The sequence below is a fragment of the Aeromonas sp. FDAARGOS 1417 genome (assembly GCF_019046985.1).
Classification (GTDB): domain Bacteria; phylum Pseudomonadota; class Gammaproteobacteria; order Enterobacterales; family Aeromonadaceae; genus Aeromonas; species Aeromonas veronii.
Window position 1 is genome coordinate 4,401,861 of sequence record NZ_CP077221.1, and the last position, 24,785, is coordinate 4,426,645.

The 24,785-nt window shown below is 58.3% G+C and carries 24 protein-coding genes and 2 tRNA genes; 14 read left to right on the forward strand and 12 right to left on the reverse strand.

The window, feature by feature from the left end; all coding sequences use genetic code 11:
• The first annotated feature begins 206 nt into the window (after positions 1-206).
• Positions 207-1,205 (forward strand): NAD-dependent epimerase/dehydratase family protein, encoded by a 999-nt coding sequence (locus tag I6L47_RS20485; protein ID WP_216948226.1) that lies wholly within the window; start codon positions 207-209, stop codon positions 1,203-1,205.
• A gap of 159 nt (positions 1,206-1,364) precedes the next feature.
• On the opposite strand, the gene I6L47_RS20490 is transcribed toward I6L47_RS20485, so the two are convergent.
• The 4 genes from I6L47_RS20490 to cydD all read right to left on the reverse strand — a co-directional run bounded on the left by I6L47_RS20490 (position 1,365) and on the right by cydD (position 5,788).
• Positions 1,365-1,751, reverse strand: coding sequence for a DUF488 domain-containing protein (locus I6L47_RS20490; protein ID WP_216948227.1), 387 nt, complete (start codon positions 1,749-1,751; stop codon positions 1,365-1,367).
• 9 nt (positions 1,752-1,760) lie between these two features.
• On the reverse strand, positions 1,761-2,132 hold the full coding sequence (gene rcsF, locus I6L47_RS20495; RefSeq protein ID WP_013723982.1) for an Rcs stress response system protein RcsF: 372 nt from the start codon (positions 2,130-2,132) through the stop codon (positions 1,761-1,763).
• Between the two features lie 163 nt (positions 2,133-2,295).
• Positions 2,296-4,026, reverse strand: coding sequence for a cysteine/glutathione ABC transporter ATP-binding protein/permease CydC (gene cydC, locus I6L47_RS20500; protein WP_216948228.1), 1,731 nt, complete (start codon positions 4,024-4,026; stop codon positions 2,296-2,298).
• Positions 4,019-5,788, reverse strand: coding sequence for a cysteine/glutathione ABC transporter permease/ATP-binding protein CydD (cydD, locus tag I6L47_RS20505; RefSeq protein WP_100654215.1), 1,770 nt, complete (start codon positions 5,786-5,788; stop codon positions 4,019-4,021). Before cydD ends, cydC begins: the two co-directional genes overlap by 8 nt.
• Positions 5,789-5,989: 201 nt before the next feature.
• Here cydD and I6L47_RS20510 point away from each other — a divergent pair.
• Positions 5,990-6,063 (forward strand) — tRNA-Gly (locus tag I6L47_RS20510).
• A gap of 15 nt (positions 6,064-6,078) precedes the next feature.
• Positions 6,079-6,153, forward strand: a tRNA-Gly gene (locus I6L47_RS20515).
• A gap of 162 nt (positions 6,154-6,315) precedes the next feature.
• On the opposite strand, the gene arcA is transcribed toward I6L47_RS20515, so the two are convergent.
• Entirely contained in the window at positions 6,316-7,035 is a 720-nt protein-coding gene (gene arcA, locus I6L47_RS20520) for a two-component system response regulator ArcA (protein WP_005338193.1), read from the reverse strand.
• Positions 7,036-7,431: 396 nt separating this feature from the next.
• Between arcA and I6L47_RS20525 the strand changes: the two genes are divergently transcribed.
• Both I6L47_RS20525 and I6L47_RS20530 read left to right on the forward strand, forming a co-directional pair.
• A complete protein-coding gene (locus tag I6L47_RS20525; protein ID WP_216948229.1) occupies positions 7,432-7,839 on the forward strand; it encodes a DUF3293 domain-containing protein in 408 nt (135 codons plus the stop codon).
• A gap of 42 nt (positions 7,840-7,881) precedes the next feature.
• Positions 7,882-8,361, forward strand: a complete 480-nt coding sequence (locus I6L47_RS20530; protein ID WP_043818759.1) for a putative 4-hydroxy-4-methyl-2-oxoglutarate aldolase — start codon at positions 7,882-7,884, stop codon at positions 8,359-8,361.
• 1 nt (position 8,362) lies between these two features.
• On the opposite strand, the gene I6L47_RS20535 is transcribed toward I6L47_RS20530, so the two are convergent.
• Positions 8,363-8,842, reverse strand: coding sequence for a hypothetical protein (locus tag I6L47_RS20535; protein ID WP_005359117.1), 480 nt, complete (start codon positions 8,840-8,842; stop codon positions 8,363-8,365).
• 157 nt (positions 8,843-8,999) lie between these two features.
• Here I6L47_RS20535 and I6L47_RS20540 point away from each other — a divergent pair, with 157 nt between their 5' ends.
• The 7 genes from I6L47_RS20540 (at position 9,000) to I6L47_RS20570 (ending at position 15,415) form a co-directional block, all read left to right on the forward strand.
• Positions 9,000-9,398 carry an META domain-containing protein gene (locus I6L47_RS20540; protein ID WP_005359119.1) on the forward strand — a complete coding sequence of 133 codons (399 nt, stop codon included), beginning with the start codon at positions 9,000-9,002 and terminating at the stop codon, positions 9,396-9,398.
• A 256-nt stretch (positions 9,399-9,654) separates the two neighbouring features.
• Positions 9,655-10,023, forward strand: coding sequence for a helix-turn-helix transcriptional regulator (locus I6L47_RS20545; RefSeq protein WP_005338181.1), 369 nt, complete (start codon positions 9,655-9,657; stop codon positions 10,021-10,023).
• Between the two features lie 4 nt (positions 10,024-10,027).
• Complete coding sequence (gene arsD / locus I6L47_RS20550; RefSeq protein WP_005347398.1) at positions 10,028-10,396, forward strand: arsenite efflux transporter metallochaperone ArsD; 369 nt, start codon at positions 10,028-10,030, stop codon at positions 10,394-10,396.
• A 27-nt stretch (positions 10,397-10,423) separates the two neighbouring features.
• Complete coding sequence (gene arsA / locus I6L47_RS20555) at positions 10,424-12,187, forward strand: arsenical pump-driving ATPase (protein WP_216948230.1); 1,764 nt, start codon at positions 10,424-10,426, stop codon at positions 12,185-12,187.
• A 109-nt stretch (positions 12,188-12,296) separates the two neighbouring features.
• Positions 12,297-13,361, forward strand: coding sequence for an ACR3 family arsenite efflux transporter (gene arsB, locus I6L47_RS20560; protein ID WP_216948231.1), 1,065 nt, complete (start codon positions 12,297-12,299; stop codon positions 13,359-13,361).
• Positions 13,362-13,422: 61 nt separating this feature from the next.
• Entirely contained in the window at positions 13,423-13,848 is a 426-nt protein-coding gene (gene arsC, locus I6L47_RS20565) for a glutaredoxin-dependent arsenate reductase (protein ID WP_216948232.1), read from the forward strand.
• A 358-nt stretch (positions 13,849-14,206) separates the two neighbouring features.
• Positions 14,207-15,415, forward strand: a complete 1,209-nt coding sequence (locus tag I6L47_RS20570; RefSeq protein ID WP_021230483.1) for a NupC/NupG family nucleoside CNT transporter — start codon at positions 14,207-14,209, stop codon at positions 15,413-15,415.
• A 77-nt stretch (positions 15,416-15,492) separates the two neighbouring features.
• On the opposite strand, the gene I6L47_RS20575 is transcribed toward I6L47_RS20570, so the two are convergent.
• Entirely contained in the window at positions 15,493-17,592 is a 2,100-nt protein-coding gene (locus tag I6L47_RS20575; RefSeq protein ID WP_075115664.1) for a hypothetical protein, read from the reverse strand.
• Positions 17,593-18,035: 443 nt separating this feature from the next.
• Here I6L47_RS20575 and I6L47_RS20580 point away from each other — a divergent pair, with 443 nt between their 5' ends.
• The gene (locus I6L47_RS20580) at positions 18,036-18,185 is read left to right on the forward strand and encodes a hypothetical protein (protein WP_005338159.1); all 150 of its coding nucleotides are present in this window, start codon (positions 18,036-18,038) and stop codon (positions 18,183-18,185) included.
• A 183-nt stretch (positions 18,186-18,368) separates the two neighbouring features.
• On the opposite strand, the gene I6L47_RS20585 is transcribed toward I6L47_RS20580, so the two are convergent.
• Positions 18,369-19,145: a BPL-N domain-containing protein gene (locus I6L47_RS20585; RefSeq protein ID WP_216948233.1), complete on the reverse strand. Its 777-nt coding sequence runs from the start codon at positions 19,143-19,145 to the stop codon at positions 18,369-18,371.
• A 216-nt stretch (positions 19,146-19,361) separates the two neighbouring features.
• Here I6L47_RS20585 and I6L47_RS20590 point away from each other — a divergent pair, with 216 nt between their 5' ends.
• A complete protein-coding gene (locus I6L47_RS20590; RefSeq protein ID WP_216948234.1) occupies positions 19,362-19,895 on the forward strand; it encodes a metal-dependent hydrolase in 534 nt (177 codons plus the stop codon).
• 203 nt (positions 19,896-20,098) lie between these two features.
• Here the strand turns inward: I6L47_RS20590 and I6L47_RS20595 are convergent, their stop codons facing one another.
• From I6L47_RS20595 to trpB, 4 genes are all read right to left on the reverse strand, one after another.
• A complete protein-coding gene (locus I6L47_RS20595) occupies positions 20,099-20,857 on the reverse strand; it encodes a hypothetical protein (protein WP_216948235.1) in 759 nt (252 codons plus the stop codon).
• A 263-nt stretch (positions 20,858-21,120) separates the two neighbouring features.
• A complete protein-coding gene (locus tag I6L47_RS20600; RefSeq protein WP_235675034.1) occupies positions 21,121-21,771 on the reverse strand; it encodes a hypothetical protein in 651 nt (216 codons plus the stop codon).
• Positions 21,772-22,763: 992 nt separating this feature from the next.
• Positions 22,764-23,570, reverse strand: coding sequence for a tryptophan synthase subunit alpha (gene trpA / locus I6L47_RS20610; RefSeq protein ID WP_043851420.1), 807 nt, complete (start codon positions 23,568-23,570; stop codon positions 22,764-22,766).
• Entirely contained in the window at positions 23,567-24,760 is a 1,194-nt protein-coding gene (trpB, locus tag I6L47_RS20615) for a tryptophan synthase subunit beta (protein WP_005347359.1), read from the reverse strand. Before trpB ends, trpA begins: the two co-directional genes overlap by 4 nt.
• Between the last annotated feature and the right edge of the window lie 25 nt (positions 24,761-24,785).

Consider the following 24,785-nt stretch of genomic DNA (forward strand, 5'->3'; position numbering starts at 1 on the left):
TGAAAACCCCGGCAATTTAGCACAGGCGGCCCCAAAACGCAGGCTTGGCCTTATTACGCCAATTTCTACGGCGCTGCCGTGATCCCGGTCCCATCCCGGCCAGTCGGGGGCTGTGCCCGCACGCCAAGTTGCGTAGGGTGGAGGCAACTGGCGTGTCAGGATGAAATGTGCGCACTCGCGCCGAAGGGAGAGGGAGAGGGAGAGGGATGAAACTGCTGATTATCGGTGGCACCGGCTTTTTGGGGCGCCACCTCACCGCGCTGGCGCTGGATTGGGGCCATGAAGTGACTCTGTTCAACCGCGGCCTGCACCAGCATCCAGACTGGCGCGATCTGGTGCAGCTCACCGGCGACAGGGACAACAGCCTGAGCGCACTGCAAGGGGCCGGGTTGCAGTGGGATCTCGTCATCGATACCTGCTGCTATCGCCCCGAGCAGGCGGCGAGCCTCTCGGCGGCCTTGCTCGGGTGCTGCGCGCGGCTGATCTTTATCTCCACCATCAGCGTCTATCGCGATTTCTCACTGCCCGGGATGGATGAGTCGGCGCCGCTGCATGCTATCCCCGAAGGGGAAATGCCCACTGACTATGGCCCGCTCAAGGTGTTGTGCGAGCAGGAGTATCGCGCCCGCTGGGGCGAGCGGCTTTGCATCCTGCGCCCGGGCGTGTTGTGTGGCCCCCATGATCCTACCGGACGGATGGCCTGGTGGATTAAGCGGGTGCAGCAGGGCGGGCCCTGGTTGCTGCCGGGCAGTGGCGAGGATCGCTTGCAGTATCTCGATGTGCGCGACTGCGCCGAGTTTGTGTTGCGCGCGGCCGAGCAGCAGTTGGGGGGCATCTTCAACCTGCTCAAACCCGGCATTACCCTCTGCGACTGGCTGGAGCGGCTGAGCGCTAGGTTGCAGCCAGCTCGCCCCATCCAGCCCGAGTGGTTGCCCTGGTCGACCCTGATGGCGGCCGGAATCGAGCCCTGGCAGAGCTATCCCACCCTGCTGCCCTGTGCGCAGGCGGAATTTGCCGGTTATGGCTCTATAAGCGCCGAGGCTGCCATCGTCCACGGGTTGAACTTCCGGTGGCTGGAAGAGACCGCCGCCGACCTTGCCCACTGGCTGGCCATCGAGCCTGCCGCCGGGGGGGCGCAACATGCCATGACTCAGGCCGAGGAGACTTCGCTGCGACAGCAGTTGCTGGAGCCCAGTCTGCAATAGGAGAGGGAGCATCGAGCCGCTGCTACCGAGCGTGGCGCGGCAGGTGTGAATACAACGAGAGAGGGCATCCCGCGGGATGCCCTCTCTGTCTATTCGTACCTGATGGCTACCGAAGATCGGCTGACTCCATTTCCTATCGTATCGCTGTCGCTCGCCGAGTTAGCGGATGGCGGCCCCCGCGGCTACCAGCAGCTCTTTCAAAATGGTGCGATGGCAGCGGGACTCCTGCTCGCAGTAGCAACCCACCGACAGATTGGTTGTGTGGGAGAGGGCGGCCAGCAGCGCCAGATCGTGCCTGGCGGCAGGTTGCGCCATCTCGGCCTTGTACTGTTTGCCAAACGCTGCCCACTGGGCGGGCGTCTCGGCTGCCTGCCCCAACTTCATGGTCTCGCTGCTGGGCGCCAGGTTGGGGAACCAGACATCGTACCAATGCTGGCTGGCAAATTCGCTCTTGGGTACGCCGCGGGGTGGGCGGCGCACCGTGCCGATCCGCAGCCCCTCATCGGGCTGGCGCGGGCTGCCAAGGCGAACGATAGCGAGGGCCATGACAGCGAGTTATTTCTCTTCGGCCACTTTCAGCGCCTGCCCGTAGCAGATCACCTGTTTCAGGCAGCCCGGGGTGTCGCTGAACTCGGCGCATTTGTCGATGGTGACGCCGTTGCCACCCATGTCGGCTGCGCGGCGGCGGGCCAGGGTGCGCGCTTCACCGGCGTTGGGCACCGGCTGGTTGGCATCGGCCTGGCAGGATTCACCCTCGATGGTGCCGAGGTAGAGGTAGTTGAGGTCAGCCAGCTCATCCTGTTCATAGATGCGCACGCTACCGGGTTTGAAGTATTCGTCGAAGTTTTCTTTATCCAGATTGCTGTTGAAGGCGTAGTTGGCACAGCCGGAGGCAATCAGGGGCATCATCAGGATCAGGCGTTTCATCGTCTCGTATCTTGTGTCGGTGATGAGGACAGTAGAAATGCGCAGGCGCTCCATGTCGGCATCTTGTTGAATAATGAGGGGGACATTATAGGGGCCAGCCGCCTGCGGCGACCAGCCCCGTTTTGCGCCCGGTTGTCAGGGTGTGACCCCCATCAGCCTGATATCAAACCGGAGCCAGCCGCTGATAGAGGCTGCGGTAGTAATCATCCGCCAGCAGCTCGTTGTGAGGGGCGCAGAGGCGGATCTGCCCCTCTTCCATCAGGGCAATCCGGTCCATCTGCTCCATCCCCAGCAAGCGGTGGGAGATGAGCAGCAAGGTGCGATCTGCCCCAAGCTTGAACAGCAGATCCATGATCTCCCGCTCGGTCTGGCTATCGAGCCCTTCGGTCGGTTCGTCCAGCAGCCAGAGCGGCGCATCGTGCAGCAGGGCGCGGGCGATGCCGATACGGCGACGCTCGCCACCGGAGAGGGGGCGGCCGCCGTCACCGAGCCAGGCGTCGAGGCCCGCCTCATCTTCCAGCAGATTGGCCAGTCCGACCTGAGTCAGTACCGCAATCAGCTGCTCGTCAGTGGCGGTCGGGGCGGCCAGTTTGAGGTTGCCCCGCAAGGTATCGGCAAACAGATGCACCCGCTGGCTCACCACTGAGATGGAGGCGCGCAGCGCCCCTTCGCTATAGTCGGTGAGCGGCTTGCCACCCAGCAGGATCTTGCCAGCCTGCGGGCTCCACTCACGGGTCAGCAGCCCCATCAGGGTCGATTTGCCGCAGCCGGTCTGGCCCAGCAGCGCCAGCTTTTCACCGGCGTGCAGTTGCAGGGTGCAGCCACGCAGCACCGGCTGGGGGTTGCCGGGGTAGCCAAAATAGAGGTCATTGATCTGCAGCGCACCAACGGTGGCATGGGTCTGTTCGTCGCCCCACACGGGGGCTTTGGCCTCTTGCAGGATCTCGTTCAGGCGGCGTGCTGAGGTAAGGCTGGTGGAGAGGTGCTGGAAAGCACCCGCCAGTGGCATCAGTGCCTCGAAGCTTGCCAGGGTGGCAAAGACCATCAATGCGGTAATGGGGTCGGGCGCCGCACCCGCAACCCCATGACCGGCCAGCCAGAGCATCAGGGTCAGGGTCCAGCCGCTCAGCAGTTGTACCGAGAAGTTGGCCAGCCCGCTCACCTTGGCCATCCGGGCCTGCGCGACGAGCAGCGCCTGTTCGGCTTGTTGCAGCTCAACCAGCGCCTTGGGGGCGGCGGCAAACATCTGCAGCTCGGCTTGACCATCCAGATAGTCCACCATCCGGGTGCGCAAGGTCGATTTTTCCGCAATCAGCGCCTGACCGGGGCGACGGCCGAGGAAGTAGAACACCAGCGGCAGGGCAATCATGCCAAACAGCAGAATGGCACCCAGGGTGAGGGCGAGACGGCTGTCGAAAAACGACAGGAAGAAGACCAGTCCGGCGGTGCTGAGCAGGGCCGCGCCTATGGGGGTGATCAGCCGCAGATAGACGTGGTCCATCGCATCGATGTCTGCCACCAGTCGGTTGAGCAGATCCGCCTGACGGAAACCGGCCAGGGTACCGGTGGAGAGCGGCGAGAGTTTCTGCCAGAACCAGACCCGCAGTCGGGTCAGTACCCGGAAGGTGGCGTCGTGGCTCACCACCCGCTCACCCCAGCGACCGGCGGTGCGAACGATGGAGAAGAAGCGCACCCCGCCCGCAGGGGTCATGTAGTTAAAGGCATGGGTCGTCGCAACGGTCATCCCCGCCACGGCGGCGGCGGAGAGGAACCAGCCGGAGAGGGAGAGCAGCCCCATGCCGGCGGCCAGGGTCACCAGCGCCAGCAGCAAACCAATGGTGAGGCTGAGCCAGTGTTGGCGATAGAGGCGCAGAAACGGCAACAGATCACTCATCGAGAGAACCTCCGGAACGTTGGGAGAGCAGGCGGGCAAAAAGCCCCTGCCCAGAACTAAGTTGCTGGAAGCTGCCTTGCTCCACCAGCTGGCCGCGGGCCAGCACCATTATCTTGTCCATCTTGGTAAGCTGGTCGAGGCGGTGGGTGATCATCAGCAGGGTCTGGCCAGCCATCACCTGCTCAAGGGTGGTCATGATGGCGCGTTCGGAGTGGCGATCCAGACTGGCGGTCGGTTCGTCGAGCACCATCAGCTGGGTTGATTTGAGCAGGGTTCGCGCCAGTGCGAGGCGCTGGGCCTGACCAACCGAGAGGCCGCCTGCCTGATCGCCGACCGGATAGTCGAGCCCCTTCTCCATGGCAAATTCCCACGCCTGAGCCCGCTTCAGGGCATCTTCCAGCTCGGCATCGCTGGCCGTTGGTTTGGCCAGCAGCAGGTTGTCACGTAAGGAGGCGTGGAACAGCTGCGGGTTTTGCGAGAGCCAGCCTAACTGCAGGCGCCACTGGCTCATGTCGAGGGTGGCAAGCTCCTGCCCGTTGACCTTGAGCTCGCCACGATAGGGGGCAAAGCCGAGCAGGGCGTTGACCAGCGAGCTCTTGCCTGCGCCGCTGACGCCGATGAGGGCGGTACGCGTACCGGCTTCCAAAGTGAAGTCGATGGGGCCGACCAGCACCTTGCCTTCGGCGCTCAGCACTTCAAGGGCTTTAGCTTCTACCTTGACCGGGCTGTCGGCATGGAACGGCGCTGTGCCTGCGGCCGGCTCGCTCACCTCGGCTTCGAGGAATTCAAGCAACTGCTCGGCAGCGCCGATAGCCTGCGCCTTGGCGTGGTAGTGGGCACCCAGTTCCCGCAGCGGGGCGTAGAACTCGGGGGCGAGAAACAGCACGAACAGGCCGGTAAAGAGGGTGACCTTGACCCCATAGCTACCAAAGTTCAGATGGTCGATATAAGAGAAGCCGAAGTAGACAGCGACCAGCGCCACTGAAATGGCGGCGAAGAACTCCAGCACTGCGGTGCTCAAAAACGCCAGGCGCAGCACCTCCATGGTGCGCTCGCGAAAATCTTCCGAGGCGTCGCGAATGGCTTCACCTTCAGCCTGGGTACGCATAAAGAGTTGCAGCGTGCGCAGCCCCTTCAGGCGATCGAGGAAGTGGCCGGAGAGACGGGCCAGCGCCTGAAAATTGCGGCGGTTGGCATCGGCGGCGCCCACACCCACCAGGATCATAAAGATGGGGATGAGGGGCGCAGTGCCCAGCAGGATCAGACCTGCCGCCCAGTTGACCGGGAATACAGCCACCAGAATCACCACCGGAATAAAGACGGCGATGGCCATCTGCGGCAGATAGCGGGAGAAGAAATCCTGCATATTTTCAATCTGTTCCAGCAACAGGCTGGCCCAGCTACCGGCCGGACGGCGCTGGATATAGGCAGGGCCGAGGCGACTCAAGCGAGTGAGCACCAGCTGGCGGATGGTCTGGCGCACCGCGCTGCCCGCCTTGAAACTGGCCACTTCCCGGCCGTAGGCCAGCGCCGCTTTGCCAAGCGTCACCAACAGCAGGGTAATAAAGAGCGTGATGGATTGCTCAGGCGTGGAGCCTTCGATGATAAAGCCGTGCAACAGGGTCGCTAGCAGCCAGGCTTGCGCCACCATCAGAATGCCTTGGCCAAGGCCAAAAGCGATGGATATCGTGATCCAGCGGCGACCGTGACTCGATTGCTTGCGCAACCAGCCATAGAGACGTTTTTGCGTTTTTTTATCCATTACCACCATCCTCGCGTCGAGTGGCGCAAGACTATCCTTGCCGTTTGGCCTTGGCAACCTTGTAAATTATCTGTGTTGAAAATGTTTGATTGAAAAAGCAACCGTCTGTTCAATCCTTGTCCGAACAGATTGATTTATTGAAAAAAGTGGCAAAGGCGCCATTGCGCTCGGCGGCAAAATGCATATAGTAGGAGCCCTGACGCGGGTGTAGTTCAATGGTAGAACGGTAGCTTCCCAAGCTGCATACGTGGGTTCGATTCCCATCACCCGCTCCAAATTTCAGATGCCAGGCGGGCATCGTATAATGGCTATTACCTCAGCCTTCCAAGCTGATGATGCGGGTTCGATTCCCGCTGCCCGCTCCAGCTTCAAAACAAAAAGCCCACTCCTGCGAGTGGGCTTTTTGTTTTTCATCTGCCTTGTGCGCCGTTCGACGTCACGCTCACTGTTTCTCAGCTTTTAAGGCAAGCCGCAGAGACAGAAAAGGCGCCCGAGGCGCCTTTTCAGATCAACAGCGTCGCGGGAGCTTATTCCTGCTCCAGCTCACCACAGAAACGGTAGCCTTCGCCGTGGATGGTGGCGATGATCTCCGGAGTATCGTTAACGCTTTCGAAGTGCTTGCGAATGCGACGGATGGTCACATCGACGGTACGGTCGTGGGGCTTGAGCTCACGGCCGGTCATCTTCTTCAGCAGCTCGGCACGGGTCTGGATCTGGCCCGGGTTTTCGCAGAAGTGCAGCATGGCGCGGAACTCGGAGCGCGGCAGCTTGAACATGTCGCCAGTCGGGCTGACCAGTGCGCGGCTGTTGATATCCAGCGCCCAGCCGTTGAACAGGTAGCGCTCAACCAGCTTCTTCTCTTCGCCACCGGCAGCCACGTTCATGGTGCGGCTCAGCAGATTGCGGGCACGGATGGTCAGCTCACGCGGGTTGAACGGCTTGGTGATGTAATCATCGGCGCCGATCTCCAGACCCAGGATCTTGTCCACTTCGTTGTCACGACCGGTCAGGAACATCAGGGCAATGTTGTCGTTCTCACGCAGCTCACGGGCCAGCAGCAGGCCGTTCTTGCCCGGCAGGTTGATGTCCATGATCACCAGATTGATGGTGTGGGAAGTGAGGGCCTGGTGCATTTCGTCGCCGTTGTTGGCTTCGAGCACGATGTAGCCTTCGGCTTCAAAAATGCTTTTCAGGGTATTGCGTGTGACCAGCTCGTCTTCGACGATCAGAATGTGTGGTGTTTGCATGAGTATTCCCAGATTCTTATCAGTTAATTATCTTAAATTTAACACTCTTTGGCGTTTCAAACCGATTTCCTGACTGATCCTGAAAATTTATTACGTCATCCTGGGTATGAGAGTCAGGTCGGAATATCGCGAATTAGGCATCAGTACCGGCAAGTATCCCTGTGCCACTTATAGGTTCCCGACAAGTCTGGTCGAGCAGAGCCTGGAAAGGTCGTCCATTACGAAAGTGGCCGCATTTTATCAGTTAACAGGAGCATAACAACACTCTTTGCCGTCAGATAGCAACTTTTTAACTCTGATTTGATATAGGTCAAACCCTGGTACAGCTGCATCATACTTGGCCTGAACCGGGTTTTCGCCCCTACAAAATGTAATGGAATGTAACATGTGATTGACATGAATTTGTGGGAAAACTACAAGAAAATCTGCTTTATCGCGCCATTTGAGCCACCAGACTGGTCTGCTTTTGCCATCATCACAGCCTGGAATCCGGCCAGCCAGTGGGTCACAGAGCGACGCAATATGCGGCGGGAACGGGTGCTGTGGCGCCATCTGACAGTGGATTTGCAGGTGCCCGTGGTGGGGCCGTTTTGGGGATCTGACCCGGACGAACGCTGGCAGGAGTCATCGCTGGCGGTGGCGCTATCCCTGCCACAAGCCCGTCAGCTGGCAGCGCGTTTTGGCCAGAATGCTCTCTACTGGGTGGAGGATGGCCAGCTCTGGCTGATACCAGTATTGACGGATAAATCAGCAGTTTGTCTGGGCAATATTGAATCCTTCTGGATTGCCAGAAACCTTGCCTGATGAAAGAATGAACACCTTCATGCATCTGAAAGGAATCAAATCATGCTGGATCTCCTGCCTGACCTCTGCGATCAACATGGCGACTTGTTGCAAGTGGCCGACCCGGTGTTTCAGGATTTTGGCGGCAAGGCCATCTTCTATGGTCGCGCCGTAACGCTCTCCTGTTATGAAGACAACAGTCTGGTGCGGGATCTGGTGACCCGCCCCGGTCACGGCAAAGTGATGGTGATCGACGGCGGCGGCTCGCTGCGCCGTGCGCTGCTTGGCGATCAACTGGCGGTCAAGGCGGTGGAGCAGGGGTGGGAGGGGATCCTGATCCACGGCGCGGCGCGGGATGTGGGCACCCTGGCGACATTGGCGCTCGGGGTCAAGGCGCTGGCAGCCTGTCCTGTCAAGACCGAGAAGCGAGGATTGGGAGAGCTGGGGGCCGTGGTCAGCTTTGCCGGTGTGACCATCCACGAAGGGGATTACGTCTATGCGGATCGCAACGGCGTGGTGGTGAGTGCCACGCCGCTGATCTGATTCAGAAGTTGAAACCGACCCCCAGGCTCAGCGCCTGATCGGCTGTGATGGCGCTGACCCCGTAGTTGGCGGTGAGGGAGAGTCTCGGTGTCAGCAGCAGGTTGGAGTTGAGCTCCAGCAGGGTGCTGGCCTTGTTGAGATCAAGATGCTTGATCTGGCTGCCGATATTGAATGCCGGAGAGAGTTGGTAGCGTATCCCCGAACTCATATTGAAACCGGATGTGCGATTCTGATCCGCTACCGCCGGGCCCGCTTCCATAAAGAGGGTCACATCATCCACCACCGGATACTGATAGCCGCTATTGACCAGCCAGAGATCAAAACTGTCGCTGTGATGGCTATGGCCATTGAGCAGCACACCCGAGTAACTTTTGACATAGAGAGACGGGTTGGATTGCGGCTGAACCACTGCCCAGTCGGCGGCCTGTGCGGCCATGCTGGCGCAGGTTGCAAGCAGTGTGATGATGAGCGATTTGACCATTCGTTTCCCCTCCCTGGGTCCGGAACTGAGCCTAAGCATGGCACATGCCAGCTGGTAGTAAAGTGAAGGGAGATCACAATAAAATCCTTTGGCATGGGCGCCAGCCATGATAAACAGGCTGCCGTATTGATGGCTCTAATCATTAAGAGGTGAATCCATGAACAAGAAACTGACTCTGCTGGCCGCGCTGGCACTGGGAGGCTGCGCAATGGCAACAGGTTCCAGCATGGCTCAACTGCAAGCATCCAGCTGGCAGCTGCAAGGGGCTACCGGCGATACCTTCACCCTGCAAGTGGTTGACGGCAAGGTGGCGGGCAAGGGCGGCTGCAACCGCTATTTTGGCGGTATCACCAAGCAGGGTGACGGTGTCTTGACGCTGGGCGCCATGGGCTCCACTCGCATGATGTGCATCGGCGACGCCATGAATAAAGAGACCGAGTTCCTGCAAAAGCTGGAGAAGGTGGCAACCTACTCCATCAACGGCAACCAGTTGACTCTGAGTGATGCCAACAAGGCGGCCCTGCTCACCTTCAACGCTGTGCCAGCTGCCAAATAAGGCACGCATTCGTCTGATTGCCCCGACAGCGCTGACTGTGCTGCCGGTCAAACGCTCTGATACGCCCTCCCTCTGGAGGGCGTCTGTTTATCTGCGACGAACCCTGTGTGCTCGTCCGCAACGGTTGTTCACTCGTCGATTCTCCAGTCAGCCCGGTTTGATACCAGAACCTCGTATCTTTGCTTCGGTATGTATCTTGATCATTTCAATAATTCTTGTATAGTTGAAATGAAAGGTCGCACCAAGGGGAATGAAGATGAACAAAGAGATGGCCACCAAGGTCTTTGAATCACTGGCATCCGGCATCCGGCTCGATGTATGGCGGCTGCTGGTGAAGGCCGGGCTGGAGGGGCGGGTCGCCGGTGAACTGGCCAGCGAGCTCGATATTGCCCCCAATACCCTCTCGTTTCACCTCAAGGCGATGCTCAACACCGGTCTGCTGTCGGTGGAGCAGGAGGGGCGCTTTCTACGCTACCGCGCCAATATTCCCCTGATGCTGGATGTGATCGCCTACCTTACCGAGGAGTGCTGCGCCGGTCATCCCGAGGCGTGCGGCGTGATGCGTGCCGAGTCAGCCTGCTCCCCCCATGTTCTGCCTGCGCAGCCCTGCTGCAACAAGGAGTAATACCATGTCCTCCATTCAGATTTTTGATCCCGCCCTCTGCTGCTCCAGCGGTGTCTGCGGTACCGAGGTTGATCAGGCACTGGTCACCTTCGCAGCCGACCTTGCCTGGGCCAAGGAGCAGGGAGTTGCCATCGAGCGTTTCAATCTGGCCCAGCAGCCGATGCAATTTGCCGAGACACCTGCCGTCAGCGCTTTTCTGACCCACGCCGGGGAGGAGGGGTTGCCGCTGGTGCTGGTGGAGGGACAGGTGGTGTTGACCGGCCGTTATCCGAGCCGCAGCGAGCTGGCCCGTTATGCCGGGCTGCCTGCGCCGCAAGCGGCCATCAAGGGGATCGTCAAAGGCGGCTGCTGCTCTGGCAGCGGTTGCTGCTAAGGCGCGACGCACCATTCGGGAGAGGCTATGTATCATTTTCTGACCAATCCACCGCCGTTTCTCTTTTTCACCGGCAAGGGCGGGGTGGGCAAGACCTCGCTGGCCTGCGCCAGTGCGGTGGCGCTGTGTGATATTGGCAAGCGGGTGCTGCTGGTGAGCACAGACCCTGCCTCCAACGTGGGGCAGGTGTTTGCCACCGAGATCGGCAATCGCGTCACCGCCATCGCCGCTGTGCCCGGTTTGTCGGCGCTGGAGATAGATCCCCCCGCGGCGGCCAAAGCTTATCGGGAGCGGATTGTCGGGCCGGTGCGCGGCAAGTTGCCCGAGAGCGTGGTGCGCAGCATCGAGGAGCAGCTCTCCGGCGCCTGCACCACCGAGATCGCCGCCTTTGACGAATTCACCGCCTTGCTGACCGACCAAACGCTGCTGGCGGAGTATGACCATATCGTCTTTGATACGGCCCCAACCGGCCACACCATCCGGCTGCTGCAACTGCCGGGCGCCTGGAGCGAATTTCTGGAACAGGGCAAGGGGGATGCCTCCTGCCTCGGCCCGCTGGCGGGGCTGGAGAAACAGCGCAGCCAGTATGCCGAGGCGGTCGCCGCCCTGGCTGATGCTGCCAGCACCCGCTTGGTGCTGGTGGCGCGCGCCCAGCAATCCACTCTGCGGGAAGTGGCTCGCACCCACGAAGAGCTGGCCGCCATCGGCTTGTTGAATCAGCAGTTGGTGATCAATGGCCTCTTCCCCGAAGGCGCCCTTGCCGGAGATCCGCTGGCAATGGCGCTCTGGCAGCGTGAGCAACAGGCTCTCGCCCAGATGCCGCAAGGGATAAAGGGGCTGGCGCAGGATCATATCCCGCTGCTGGCCACCAATCTGGTAGGGCTCGACAGTTTGCGGCTGTTGCTGCAATCAGAGGGAACAGCCGCTCAATTATCGACCGCACAGTCCACTGTCAAGCAAGCCCAGCCCGAGTTGAGTTCGCTGGTAGACAAGCTGGCCGCCGATGGCCACGGCCTTATCATGCTGATGGGCAAGGGCGGGGTGGGCAAGACCACGCTGGCGGCCGCCGTGGCGGTGGAGCTGGCCAGCCGCGGCTTGCCGGTACACCTCACCACCTCGGATCCCGCCGCGCACTTGAGCGAGACGCTGGCAGCTAGTTTGCCCCATCTGGAGGTGAGCCGCATCGACCCCCACGCCGAGACCGAGCGTTACCGCGCCCAGGTGCTGGCCACCAAGGGGGCGGCGCTGGACGAGCAGGGGCGGGCACTGCTGGAGGAGGATTTGCGCTCCCCCTGTACCGAGGAGATTGCCGTGTTTCAGGCCTTCTCGCGCATCATTCGCGAGGCGGGCAAGCGTTTCGTGGTGATGGATACTGCCCCCACTGGCCACACCCTGCTGCTGCTCGACGCCACTGGCGCCTACCACAGGGAGATCGCTCGCCAGATGGGAAACAAGGGGCTGCACTTCACCACCCCCATGATGCAGTTGCAGGATCCCAAGCAGACCAAGGTACTGATTGTGACGTTGCCCGAGCCGACGCCGGTACAGGAGGCGGCCAATCTGCAGGCCGATCTGCGCCGGGCCGGCATCGAGCCCTGGGGCTGGCTCATCAACCACAGCTTGCAGCAAGCCGCGGTCAGCTCACCGCTGCTGCAACTGCGGGCCGAGCGCCAGTTGCCCCATATCGAAGCGGTCGAGCAGCAACATGCCAGCCGCTACGCCGTGGTGCCGCTGCTCGCCGAGGAGCCGGTGGGGCCCGATGCCCTGCGCCATCTCTGCCAGCACCATTGAGTCGCCGCCCCGGTCTGCTGCCGGGGCGGCTTGAATATGCCGTTACTTGTTATAAACCCGTGTTTTGAACCAATAGAAGATGCGGGATTGCGCCGCATCGGGAGCTGTGATGTCTGCAACATGTGATGCCAAGGCCGTGCCTGCCATCGGCTTTTTTGAACGTTATCTGACCGCCTGGGTCGCCCTCTGCATTCTGGTGGGGATTGGGCTCGGGCAGGGGTTGCCGGATCTCTTCAAGGCGATCGGCGCCATGGAGGTGGCCAAGGTCAACCTGCCGGTGGGGCTGCTGATCTGGGTGATGATCATCCCCATGCTGCTCAAGATCGATTTTGGCGCCCTGCATCAGGTGAAGGGGCACATGAAGGGCATTGGGGTCACCCTCTTTATCAACTGGCTGGTCAAACCCTTCTCCATGGCCTTCCTCGGCTGGCTCTTTATCCGCGTGCTGTTTGCCGACTGGCTGCCGGCAGATCAACTCGACAGCTATGTGGCGGGGCTGATCCTGCTGGCGGCGGCCCCCTGCACCGCCATGGTGTTTGTCTGGAGTCGCCTCACCAACGGCGATCCCTACTTCACCCTGTCGCAGGTGGCGGTGAACGACCTCATCATGGTGTTTGCCTTCGCGCCGCTGGTGGCGCTGCTGCTCGGGGTCTCCAGCATCATAGTGCCGTGGGATACCCTGCTCACCTCTGTGGTGCTCTATATCGTCATCCCGGTGATCATCGCCCAACTGCTGCGCAAGGCTTTGCTGAAAAAGGGTGAGACCCATTTTGACGGCGTCATGACCCGCATCCAGCCCTGGTCGGTGGCGGCCCTGCTGCTCACTCTGGTGCTGCTGTTCGCCTTTCAGGGCAACGCCATCATCGAGCAGCCGCTGGTTATCGCCCTGTTGGCGGTGCCGATCCTGATCCAGGTGCTGTTCAACTCGGGATTGGCTTACTGGCTCAACCGCAAGGTGGGGGAGAAGCACTCGGTTGCCTGTCCTTCCGCCCTGATCGGCGCCTCCAACTTCTTTGAACTGGCGGTAGCTGCCGCCATCAGCCTGTTCGGCTTTCACTCCGGCGCGGCGCTCGCCACCGTGGTCGGGGTGCTGATCGAGGTGCCGGTCATGCTGCTGGTGGTGCGGGTGGTTAACGCCAGCAAACCCTGGTACGAAGCTGGGCTGAGCCGCTAACTGATGGCCGCGAACTGATGCTATCCATTTTCTATTCACTTGATTAATGAGAGACACGCAAATGAGTGCAATCACCATCTATCACAACCCGGAATGTGGTACCTCCCGCAACACCCTGGAGCTGATCCGCAACAGCGGCGTGGAGCCCACTGTCATCCACTATCTGGAGACGCCCCCCTCCCGCGACCAGCTGGTGGCGCTGATCGCTGCCATGGGTATGCCGGTGCGGGATCTGCTGCGCAAGAACGTGCCCCCCTACGAGGCGCTCGGGCTGGCGGAAGAGCGTTTCAGCGATGATGAACTGATCGATGCCATGCTGGCCCACCCCATCCTCATCAACCGCCCTATCGTGGTCACGCCGCTTGGCACCAAGCTGTGCCGTCCGTCGGAAGTGGTGCTCGATATATTGCCCGATCAGCAAAAAGGGGCCTTCGCCAAGGAGGATGGCGAGCAGGTGGTGGATGCGAGTGGCAAGCGCCTCAAGTAATCATCTGAGTACTCAAGTACGGATTGAAACAGGGCCAGCATCACGCTGGCCCTGTTTCGTTCTGTGAACAAGTTGAAAAAGTTACTCCGGCCAATCGTTTTACCGCTTTTTCTGTGATGATGATCACTGTACCATCGCCGCCCGACCTGCCACCCGGCCGCATCTCCCCCTGCGACGGCGCTGGCGTCACCCGATACATGCTGTCACCCGGAACGTGAATGACCCCAGGATGGGACCCGCCACTAACCTGTAGGTTTGTGGTCTGCGTGTCGCGTGGGTCGGCACTTCTCTCGCCGGATCGCCCGCGACGCCTGTCTGCAGACTTGCCATATGAAACTCCTCTCTTCATAGGTGCAAGATGACACTGTTATTGAGTCTGGTCGGTATGCTGGCCCTGATGTTTATCGCCTGGCTGGCGAGTGAAAACCGCCGAGCCATCCGCTGGCGAACCGTGCTGGGTGCGCTCGCCCTGCAAACCGGTTTTGCTGCGCTGGTGCTCTATTTCCCCCCCGGACAAATCATGCTCGGTGCCATGAGCAATGGCGTCTCCGCCCTGCTCGGCTTTGCCGACAGCGGCATCCGTTTCGTGTTTGGCGATCTGGCCAGCAACGGCTTTATCTTCGCCGTGCGGGTGCTGCCGCTGGTGATCTTTATCAGCGCGCTGATCGCCGTGCTCTATCACTTCGGCATCATGCAGTGGGTGATCAGGGTACTGGGCGGCGCCATTCACCGTCTGCTCGGCACCAGCCGCGCCGAATCCCTGGTGGCCACCGGCAACATCTTCCTGTCGCAAGGGGAGTCGCCGCTGCTTATTCGTCCCTTCCTTGCCGGTATGACCCGCTCCGAACTCTTTGCGGTGATGACCTGCGGCATGGCCTCGGTGGCGGGTTCGGTGCTGGGCGGTTACGCCGGTCTGGGGGTGGATCTTAAATACCTGATTGCCGCCTCCTTTATGGCGGCGCCGGGTGGCCTGCTGATGGCCAAACTGCTGGTGCCGGAGCAGCAGCAGGTGAGCGATCAGACCGAGATCACCCTCGACAAGAGCGACTACAGCAACGCCATCGATGCACTGGCGGGCGGCGCCATGGGCGGCATGAAGATCGCCGTAGCCATCGGTACTATCCTGCTGGCCTTTGTCAGCGTCATCACCATGATCAACGCCGGTCTCACCACTGTCGGCGAGTGGTTCGGCTGGGCCGATCTCTCCCTGCAGCAGCTGCTTGGCTATCTGTTTGCCCCGGTGGCCTGGCTGATTGGCGTACCCGCCAGCGAGATGATGGCGGCAGGCTCCCTGATTGGTCAGAAGGTGATCATGAACGAGTTCGTCGCCTATCTGGACTTTGCCAATATCAAGGCGGATCTGAGCGCCCACACCCAGATCATCATCACCTTTGCGCTGTGCGGTTTTGCCAATCTGGGCTCCATTGCGGTGCAGCTTGGCTCCATCGGCACCATGGCGCCGGAGCGCCGTCACGATGTGGCCAATATGGGCTTCAAGGCGGTGCTGGCGGCGACCCTCGCCAACCTGATGAGCGCCACCCTGGCCGGGATCTTTGTCTCCCTCTGATGAGATAAAACGAGGCTGCGCCAGTAAAAAAGCGCCCGCCCCATGTGGGGCGGGCGCTTTGCTTTATGGGCAGGGTGCTAGCGAGCGTTCGCTTCCCCCAACCTTGGGTTGAGGGAGAGGATCCGGGTCTTGCTGACCCGGTGGCGATAGATCTCCCGCAGATAGAGCAGCGCCTTTTTCACCGATTCACGGCTGAGGCGAATATCGTTGATGGAGACGAACTTCTCCTTCTCGCGGATAAGCTCCCGATATTTCTTCTCATACATGGGCTTGATGGCGTACCAGTTGGTATCGAGGATCTTGGCCGGGTTCTCGAACTCGTTGAGCATGCTGTCGAGCAGCGCATCGTTCCACTCCTCATTGCAGATCATCTCGATCACCGCCTTGTCCAGATGCTCATCGAAGCGATAGTGATCCTTGGCAAAGCAGCGCTTGATAAAGGCCACGATCAGGGTCAGGAAGTCATCGCTCAGGCAGGGGCTCTTGACGATCAGGGTGGTGAGGGAGATGTTGGCCGACGCCCCGATGACCAGCGCATATCGCTTGAGGGTGGTATTGGGGAAGAGCCCGTTGAGGTGAGACTTGAGCCGGTTGAGATCCATATAGGAGAGCTTGTACTCCTTGGGCAGGGAGATGATCGACACCACGGAGGAGCAGTTCTTGAAGAAGTGCAGTTCGTTTAGATGGGCCGGGTCATGGCCACTTTTCACATAGTCGTCCAGATACTCCCGATAGTTGCCCGCCTCGATGGGCAGCAGACTGATCCCCTCGATGGCCTGGGTCATCTTGTTGAAGTGGGGCAGCTCGATGGAACGGGTGAAGAGATCGTCCACATTGAGCCCGTCCTCCTTGTCAAACAGGCCGCCGGGGGGCGAGATGGACTCGGCATATGCCACCGCCACCGGCCCCGCCAGACTCATAAAGAGGTCGTTGGCATCGAGCCGAATGGTCTCGCTGATGTCGATGCCCGCCCGGCGAAAGTAGTTCTCGTCGTAGTCGGTGGTGACGGCCTGGGCGGTGAGGATGTTGAAGATCTGCTGGGAGATGTATTGATTGGCGTACTTCTCCATGGTGTTGACATCAACATGCTGGATCTCGCCATCGTCGCTCTCTTCGGCGTAGCGCATGATGTCGTTGGAGATCAGCATCATGGCATTCCAGGGCCTGATCCGCTTGAGCATGCTGGCATCGCACGCCTGCTCGTTGTCGAAGTGATAGGAGAAGTCCCACTCCTCGGCCAGATACTTGCACAGCAAACGCCCCGCGTTGATGTGCAGGGCTTCCGAGATCTCGATCCCCCGATCACAGATATTGGGCAGGATGCAGATACCGCTGGTGAAGATGGGATCGAACATGAAGTGCTCCCCGAGGGAGAGGTGCTCCTCCTCTTCTGACGGGGGTGAAAAGGTCTTGCTCATGTAGGAGTACTGCTGGGCCAGCCCGAACTCGGAGGCCATGCCGGAGCCGGTGCCGCCCCCGGCACTGAAGATGTAGAAATAGAGGCGGGACTGGTTGGCCTTGATGCCGCAGGAGTCGACCAGATAGGTATGAATGGCCTGCCACTCGGAGTTGGCGAAGTAGTGGGGGCTCTTGTTGAGGATGATCTTGGCCAGATACTGACCAAGGATGGGGGCGTTACCCGCGCCTCCCGCGTGGATCTCCGACAAGTCCATCACCCGCATCTTGGCGTAATCACGCAAGGAGCCACCTTCGCCGCTGCGATTGGAGTGACGGATGCGGCCATCGATGTCCTTGTCCAGATCCCCCAGCATCACCATGGGCTCGATCAGAAAGACCGGCCGGGCCCCGTTGTTTGGCAGCCGCAGATTGCGCCGGATCCAGCTTACCGGACCAAACTCCTTCTCCCGCTTGCGTTGCTCTTCACTGTTGAACTCATTGAGATAAAAGCTGCGGGCGTTGTAGACCAGCGAGGCGACATCCTGCGCGATGTTGGAGCCGCAGCGCCCCAGCCCCACCAGACAGACGGACGGAAAGTTGTGGGGCACGGCGGCGCCCGTTTCGCTCTCTCCGATGGCGGCAGGAAACACCGCATGGCGCAGCTGTTCCAGATTGGCAAGAATGCGGGCCAGATCCCCTTCTGTGTAGTAGAGGTAACGGTTGCCTGCGTCCTGCTCATCATCCGTGCTGATAGGTAGCAGATCGATATGCTCGGTCATGAAAAAAGATCCCTCTTGGCGGCGAATGTATATAAATCAGCAGCTTTGGACTGCCCGCTAACTCTAGATGATAAAAAGCGGGGGCGCGGTGAGCGGAGGGCGAGAGTTGTGACTGTGTGATCATGGGCACAGCAACATCCCGGAAATCTGCTGGTACCCCCCACTGGACGGATGGGGCAACGGCGCCCCATTCCCCTGAAAAGGGGGATGACTGCACTCAATCATGTGTTGGCCGCGTGCCGGATCATCCCGCTCTGAGCGGTCTGTTTCCCTTGCGCTGGCATGGTGGAATAAACACGAAAAAGAATTTTTAGATTGGTTTTGGTACTTCCAATCGATTATTTGATTGGGCAGTAACGGCATTAGCGGTGTCAGATTAGGGGAGCAGGTTGGCCAACGCGCCGTCAGCCAGTCTTTACGCGGTCACACAAGGAGACACTCTGATGGAAACACTTGACCAGAAAATCGACACCATGCGAGAAGCATTTATGCAGCAAGAGCGCAAACAGGCCCACGACAAGTGGCAAGCCAGGGTCGAAGAGCTGCTACAGATACGGGGTGAGGAGAGACAACCGGAGGAGCAGGAAGAGTAGTGCTCGTTCCCGGGCGAAAGTTGAGGTAGCGAACCCTTTGTATCGGCTACCCGTTATCTACCACCGATAAAAAAACCACCGACCTTTTGCAGGTCGGTGGTTTTTTTTATGGATTGCGGCCGATTGGATGGCCTGACTTCCGGGCCGAGCAATGGGGTCACATCTAGGGGCGTAGGGGCGCGACTACTTCGAATGGGTGACGGGCTCTTCGGAGAGCAACTCGTTAACGAGTCCTGCAGCCAGATGAATATTCGACTCCATCTTGTCGCCATCCACCGCATTCTCTTTCCACGATTCGGGGGCTTCGGGGTGTGGCCCGGAAACGGCCACCTTGCCTTTGCCGTATGAGCTGATCAACGCGGCAATCTGATGGTTTTGAAAGTGGGCGATGACCTTGAACTGCTCTGGGCTTGGCACCAGCGTAAATTGCGGGCCGGCCTGGTAATACATCTGGCGCTCTTCACCAAGCCAGCTGATAGGGAAGATCCTGGCGCTAAAGTCGCCGTCATAATCATCGGATGTGGCAGGAACAAGGCCCAGCGCCGGCACAAAGCCCTCCTCCTCAGACCAGCCAGTGGATGCCACAAAGGCCCCCCCACAGATCCCGAGGTAGCGGCCACCGTTTTGCAGATAGGTTTTTAACGCCGAACGCGCTTGCGGGGTAAACCCATTGAGGAGCGGCTCAACATCGTCCTCAGTACCGCCAACGATAAACACCCTGGCATTATCGAGCTCTGCAGGCAGCGCCTCGATATTGGAGAGATACCTGACCGGCAAGCCCACCTGCCTGACCACATCCGCAATCGCCTTGGTGCTATCCCCATCAGAAACCGGCCCGTTATAGATCAGCGCGTACGGCTCTTGCTGCGGCTGCGCAGAGGCGGCCTCTGCCATGCATCCAGTCACTAACCAAAGGCTGATAACGCTCGCAATCCGCACGACGCTTTTTGATACATTCATCGCTGCCACTATCCCTGTGATGTGAACCGAAGAGACTACTTATCACGATCCCGCTCTGTATGTCAGCCGCTGTTAAATGAACATTTCAAGTTAACGCGCCAACGCTGATTGGCGCTGCGTTTAGCTAACAGCGAACCAATACAGTGGGCACACTTCACCTTCACTTCACCGAGCGGGGGTAGGGTAGGCTCACGTTTTCAGTTGGAGCTTCACTCTATGCCCACCATAGTCACCCACGCCGCCGTACCTCTCTGCCTTGGACTGGGGCTTGGCAGCCGGATTATCCCGCCGCGCCTGCTGCTGGCGGGGGTCGCCATCGCCATGCTGCCCGATGCCGATGTGCTCGCCTTTAAACTGGGGGTCGCCTACGGCCATGTCTTTGGTCACCGCGGCTTTACACACTCACTGCTGTTCGCCTTTGTCCTGCCCACACTGGCCATGCTGTTTCACCGCCAATTTCGGGCCCGTGTCGCCACCGTCTGGTCGTTTCTGCTGGTCTCTCTGCTCTCCCACAGCCTGCTCGATTCCCTCACCACCGGCGGCAAGGGGGTTGGCTGGCTCTGGCCGTGGCGTGACGAGCGCTTCTTCGCCCCCTGGCAGGTGATCCGGGTCGCCCCCTTCAAGCTGGAGGCCTATCTCACCGCCCGAGGTGAAGCGGTGATTCTCTCCGAGCTCTACTGGGTATGGCTGCCGGGGGTTGTAGTGATGCTGGTATTGATGGGATGGCGGGTGTGGAAAAAGGAGAGGTAGTGGTGGGGGGGAAATTGTTATTGGATAAATTGTGGCTGAGTAACAAATCAGACTTTGGACACCCATCTCTGTGATTCTGGCTATGTGACGTCTTGCTCAGAAAGGTGGTGTCCTGATTTCCCTCGGGAAATAAATTATCGTTTCCACGGGTACTTTGGTAGGCACGCCCCGCCATCAGTGCATATTGTATGTTACTATCAATTTTATTTTTCTCCAAAAATCTGATTGCAAGGGCAATGTTTAGCATCGTACCCTTCTCGCTTGCAATAATTTAAACAAGCGTCAATATCTGGTTGGCGTTTAAATGAATCATCACTACTCCAATTCCCCTTTCCATCGTGGAACATGACTGAGCAATCACCTGTATAAACTGGTTTTCTCAGAATGTCATTCAATTCAGGTTGATTGATATCTCTATTCATTTCCTTCATTACCACTGGATTGATTGGGGATTCATCCAGTAGAACTTTCTCATTAGACTTGGTGGTTATCACTAAATTTATACTATCTAATTCGATGGGAAGTTCTTCCAGCGAAATACGTTGCCATACTTTACTATGGAATTTAAAAATAACATAAGGGGGATTAGGCCTACCCCATTTATTGTAAGAAAGGCATGATGTGGTTGTTGATATAATATATGGCACTCCATTTAATATATGAAGGGCAAGTGGAGTGAAATTTGCTCTCTTGATATCATTCCCATACTCATTCTTCCATGAAATATATTCATTAGTATTAGGTATGGTAAATGAAACTGCTTGCTCCTTTATGGGAGGAGATTGCCCTAGTTCACGACGACCACCATAACTCTGTGATCTATCTACCATGATCTTGCTACCATCGTGCAGCACGACCTCTTCCTGCCAACTCACAATGTCAGAGGAAGTGCAAGATAGGATGATGCTAAATAAAATAGCGAGTGGCATCATCCAACGCCAAAAAAATTTTTTAACATTCATTTTCGTCCCCGACACACATCAGAGTCGTTGCTTTAACGCTCTTTATTTTGTGTTGAATGAGCATATTCGTAATCAATCTCACCACATGATCAACCGCGTGTTGCGGGAGCTGTTTAGGCCCCCCCTTTTTTGTGTGCTGACTATACAGCGTCTTGCTCAGAGAGGTGGTGTCCTGATTTCCCTCGGGAAATAAATTATCGTTTCCACGGGTACTTTGGTAGGCACGCCCCGCCATCAGTGCATATTGTATGTTACTATCAATTTTATTTTTCTCCAAAAATCTGATTACAAGGGCAATGTTTAATATCGTACCCTGTTCGTTCGCATACTTTTAAACAAGCATCAATATCTGGCTGGCGTTTAAATGAATCATCACTCTTCCACCGCCCCTTTCCATTGTGGATCATGACTGGGCAATAACCTGTATAAACTGGTTTTCTCAGAATGCCATTCAATTCAGGTTGATTGATATCTCTATTTATTTCCTTCATTACCACTGGATTGATTGGGGATTCATCCAGTAGAACTTTCTCATTAAATTTGGTGGTTATCACTAAATTTATACTATCTAATTCGATGGGAAGTTCTTCCAGCGAAATACGTTGCCATACTTTACTATGGAATTTAAAAATAACATAAGGGGGATTAGGCCTACCCCATTTATTGTAAGAAAGGCATGATGTGGTTGTTGATATAATATATGGCACCCCATTTAATATATGAAGGGCAAGTGGAGTGAAATTTGCTCTCTTGATATCATCCCCATACTCACTCTTCCATGAAATATATTCATTAGTATTAGGCATGACGAATGAAATCGTTTGCTCCTTTATGGGAGGCGATTGTCCTAGTTCGCGGCGGCCACCATAACTCTGGGATCTATCAACCATGATCTTGCTACCATCGTGCAGCACGACCTCTTCCTGCCAACTCACAATGTCAGAGGCAGTGCAAGATAGGATGATAATAAATAAAATAGCGAGTGGTATCATCCTACGCCAAAATTTTTTAAAATTCATTTTCGTCCCCGACATACATCAGAGTAGTTGCTTTAACGCTCTTTATTTTGTGTTGAATGAGCATCTTCGCAATCAATCTCACCACATGATCAACCGCGTGTTGCGGGAGCTATTTAGGCCCCCCCCCCCTTTTTGTGTGCTGACTATACAGCGTCTTGCTCAGAAAGGTGGGTGTCCTGATTTCCCCAGAAATATGAGGTACGCAATACCGATGCCGCCGCACACCACCTTAATCACTAAAATCAACGTATAGTAAAAATGCCACGCGTTGCGAATCACTCTTAAACATCGCGTATGTTGGGCTAAGAATCGTAGGTTGGTGCTGAACGAAGTGAAGCCAAAAATTTACCGCGAATATATCTGTAAATCTGTTTTACCGATCTGCCACATCCTTGTTTATCCCGATCCGGTTGGCGCAATAATGCTCGCCAGTTGGGCTTTGCTACACGCTGCGCCAACTTACAAAAAACCACGCTACCGCCCCTGAGTGACAGCCCCCAGTTCGCTGCTATTAACTCGCGAGATAGCAACAATCGCTTTCATGGTGTTCCCGAAAGGTTGATTGTCGTTTGGCTATCTTAAGGGGGAGTCTGGCGGGTTGAGAAGAGAGGGTTCGTGGGAATCTGTGCTGGATCAACAAATTAGTCATTGCACTCAGTACTGGGTGATCATTTGCTTTGCTAGTGAATGCGAAGATGCCCTCACCCCAGCCCTCTCCCGTAGGGAGAGGGGGCAAGACGCCCAGAGCTGCAAGCTGGGAGACGCGATAAAAGAAAGGGAGCCGGTCAGGCTCCCTTTGATGCGGTGATGCAACGATGGCTGCTATGCGTAATGTAGATACGCAGCCGGATCACTCACGGCTAATGGCATTTGACCCATGCCGCCCCTTATCGATTGGTCGCGGCCTTCATCCCTTCCACAAACTCTTTCAGACGAGTGAGCATATGTTCCGGGTTCTGGTGGTGGGTCTCGATGATCTTCACCACGGCGGAGCCGGAGATGGCACCGGCGGCGCCAGCGGCGATGGCCTCACGCACCTGAGCCGGTTCGCTGATGCCAAAGCCGAGCAGGGCGGGCGGGGCGTTGAACTCGCGCAGGGTATTGATGAGACCCTCTACCGGCATGCCGGCCTTGGTCTCGGCACCGGTGACACCGGCGCGGCTCACCAGATAGGTGTAACCATTGCCGAGCTCCGCCACCTGTTTCAGGGTCTCGGCGTCGCCATTGGGCGGGGCGATAAAGATGCTGTCGATGCCGAACTTGTCGGCGGCCGCCTTGTAGGGGGCGCACATCTGCACCGGCACGTCGGCGACCAGCACGGAGTCCACGCCCGCCTGCTGGCACTTCTCGTAGAAGCCATCAATCTTGCGCACATAGACCAGGTTGGCGTAGACCAAGAGGCCAATGGGCAGCTGCGGGTACTTGGCGCGGATGCGGCCAAGCAGCTCGAAGCAGTCGTCCGGGGTGGTGTGGCTGGCAAAGGCCCGCAGGGCGGCGCCCTGAATGGTGGGGCCATCCGCGACCGGATCGGAGAAGGGAATGCCGAGCTCGAGGGCATCGGCGCCCCCTTCGACCAGCGCATCGACGATGGCCAGCGAGAGTTCAGGAGTGGGGTCACCCAGCATCACGAACGGCACAAAGGCGCCCTGATTGGCCGCGTCCAGACGGGAGAAGAGTTGTGCGTAACGGTTCATGACAAGGTTCCTTCTTTCTCGAAAATGTCAGCGACGGTGAAGATATCTTTGTCGCCACGGCCGGAGAGGTTGACGATGAGCACCTGCTCTTTTTCCGGTTCACTGCGGGCCATCTTGAGGGCGTGGGCCAGCGCGTGGGAGGACTCCAGCGCCGGGATAATCCCTTCGGATTTGGCCAGCTCCTGGAAGGCGTCCAGCGCCTCCTTGTCGGTCACCGAGGGGTACTCGGCGCGGCCGATGGCGGCCAGATGGGCGTGCTGCGGGCCGACGGAGGGGAAGTCCAGCCCTGCCGAGACGGAGTAGGACTCCTGAATCTGGCCCTGATTGTCCTGCATCAGGTAGGAGTGCATGCCAAAGAAGACCCCCTTGCTACCGTGACCCAGCGGCGCACCGTGCTCGCCGCTCTCGATGCCGTGACCACCCGGCTCGACGCCGATGAGGCGCACTGACGGCTCATCGATAAAGTCGGCAAACATGCCGATGGCGTTCGACCCGCCGCCGACGCAGGCGATCACCGCATCGGGCAGCCGCTCCTCCTTCTCGAAGCACTGGGCCTTGGCCTCTTCGCCGATCATCTTCTGGAACTCCCGCACGATAGTGGGGAAGGGGTGCGGGCCCGCGGCGGTGCCGAGCAGGTAGTGGGCCGACTCGTAGTTGGCGGCCCAGTCGCGCAGCGCCTCGTTGCAGGCATCTTTCAGGGTGCTGGAGCCGGAGTGCACCGGAATGACGGTGGCACCCATCAGCTTCATGCGAAATACGTTGGGCTTCTGGCGCTCGCAATCCTTGGCACCCATATAGACCCGGCACTTGAGGCCTAGCAGAGCGCAGGCCAGCGCAGTGGCGACGCCGTGCTGACCAGCACCGGTCTCGGCGATGATCTCGCTCTTGCCCATCCGCTTGGCCAGCAGGGCTTGACCCAGTACCTGGTTGGTCTTGTGGGCGCCGCCGTGCAGCAGATCTTCACGCTTCAGATAGAGGCGGGTCTTGGTGCCCTTGGTCAGATTGCGGGTCAGGGTGAGGGGGGTCGGGCGACCGGCATACTCGGTCAGCAGGGACTGAAACTCGGCGATAAAGGCGGGATCATCCTTGGCATCGACGAAGGCTTTCTCCAGCTGGAGCAGGGCGGGGATAAGGATTTGGGGTACATACATACCGCCAAATTCACCGAAAAACGGGTTGAGCAGGGTCATGGCTTCTTCCTTGTATTAGCTAAAT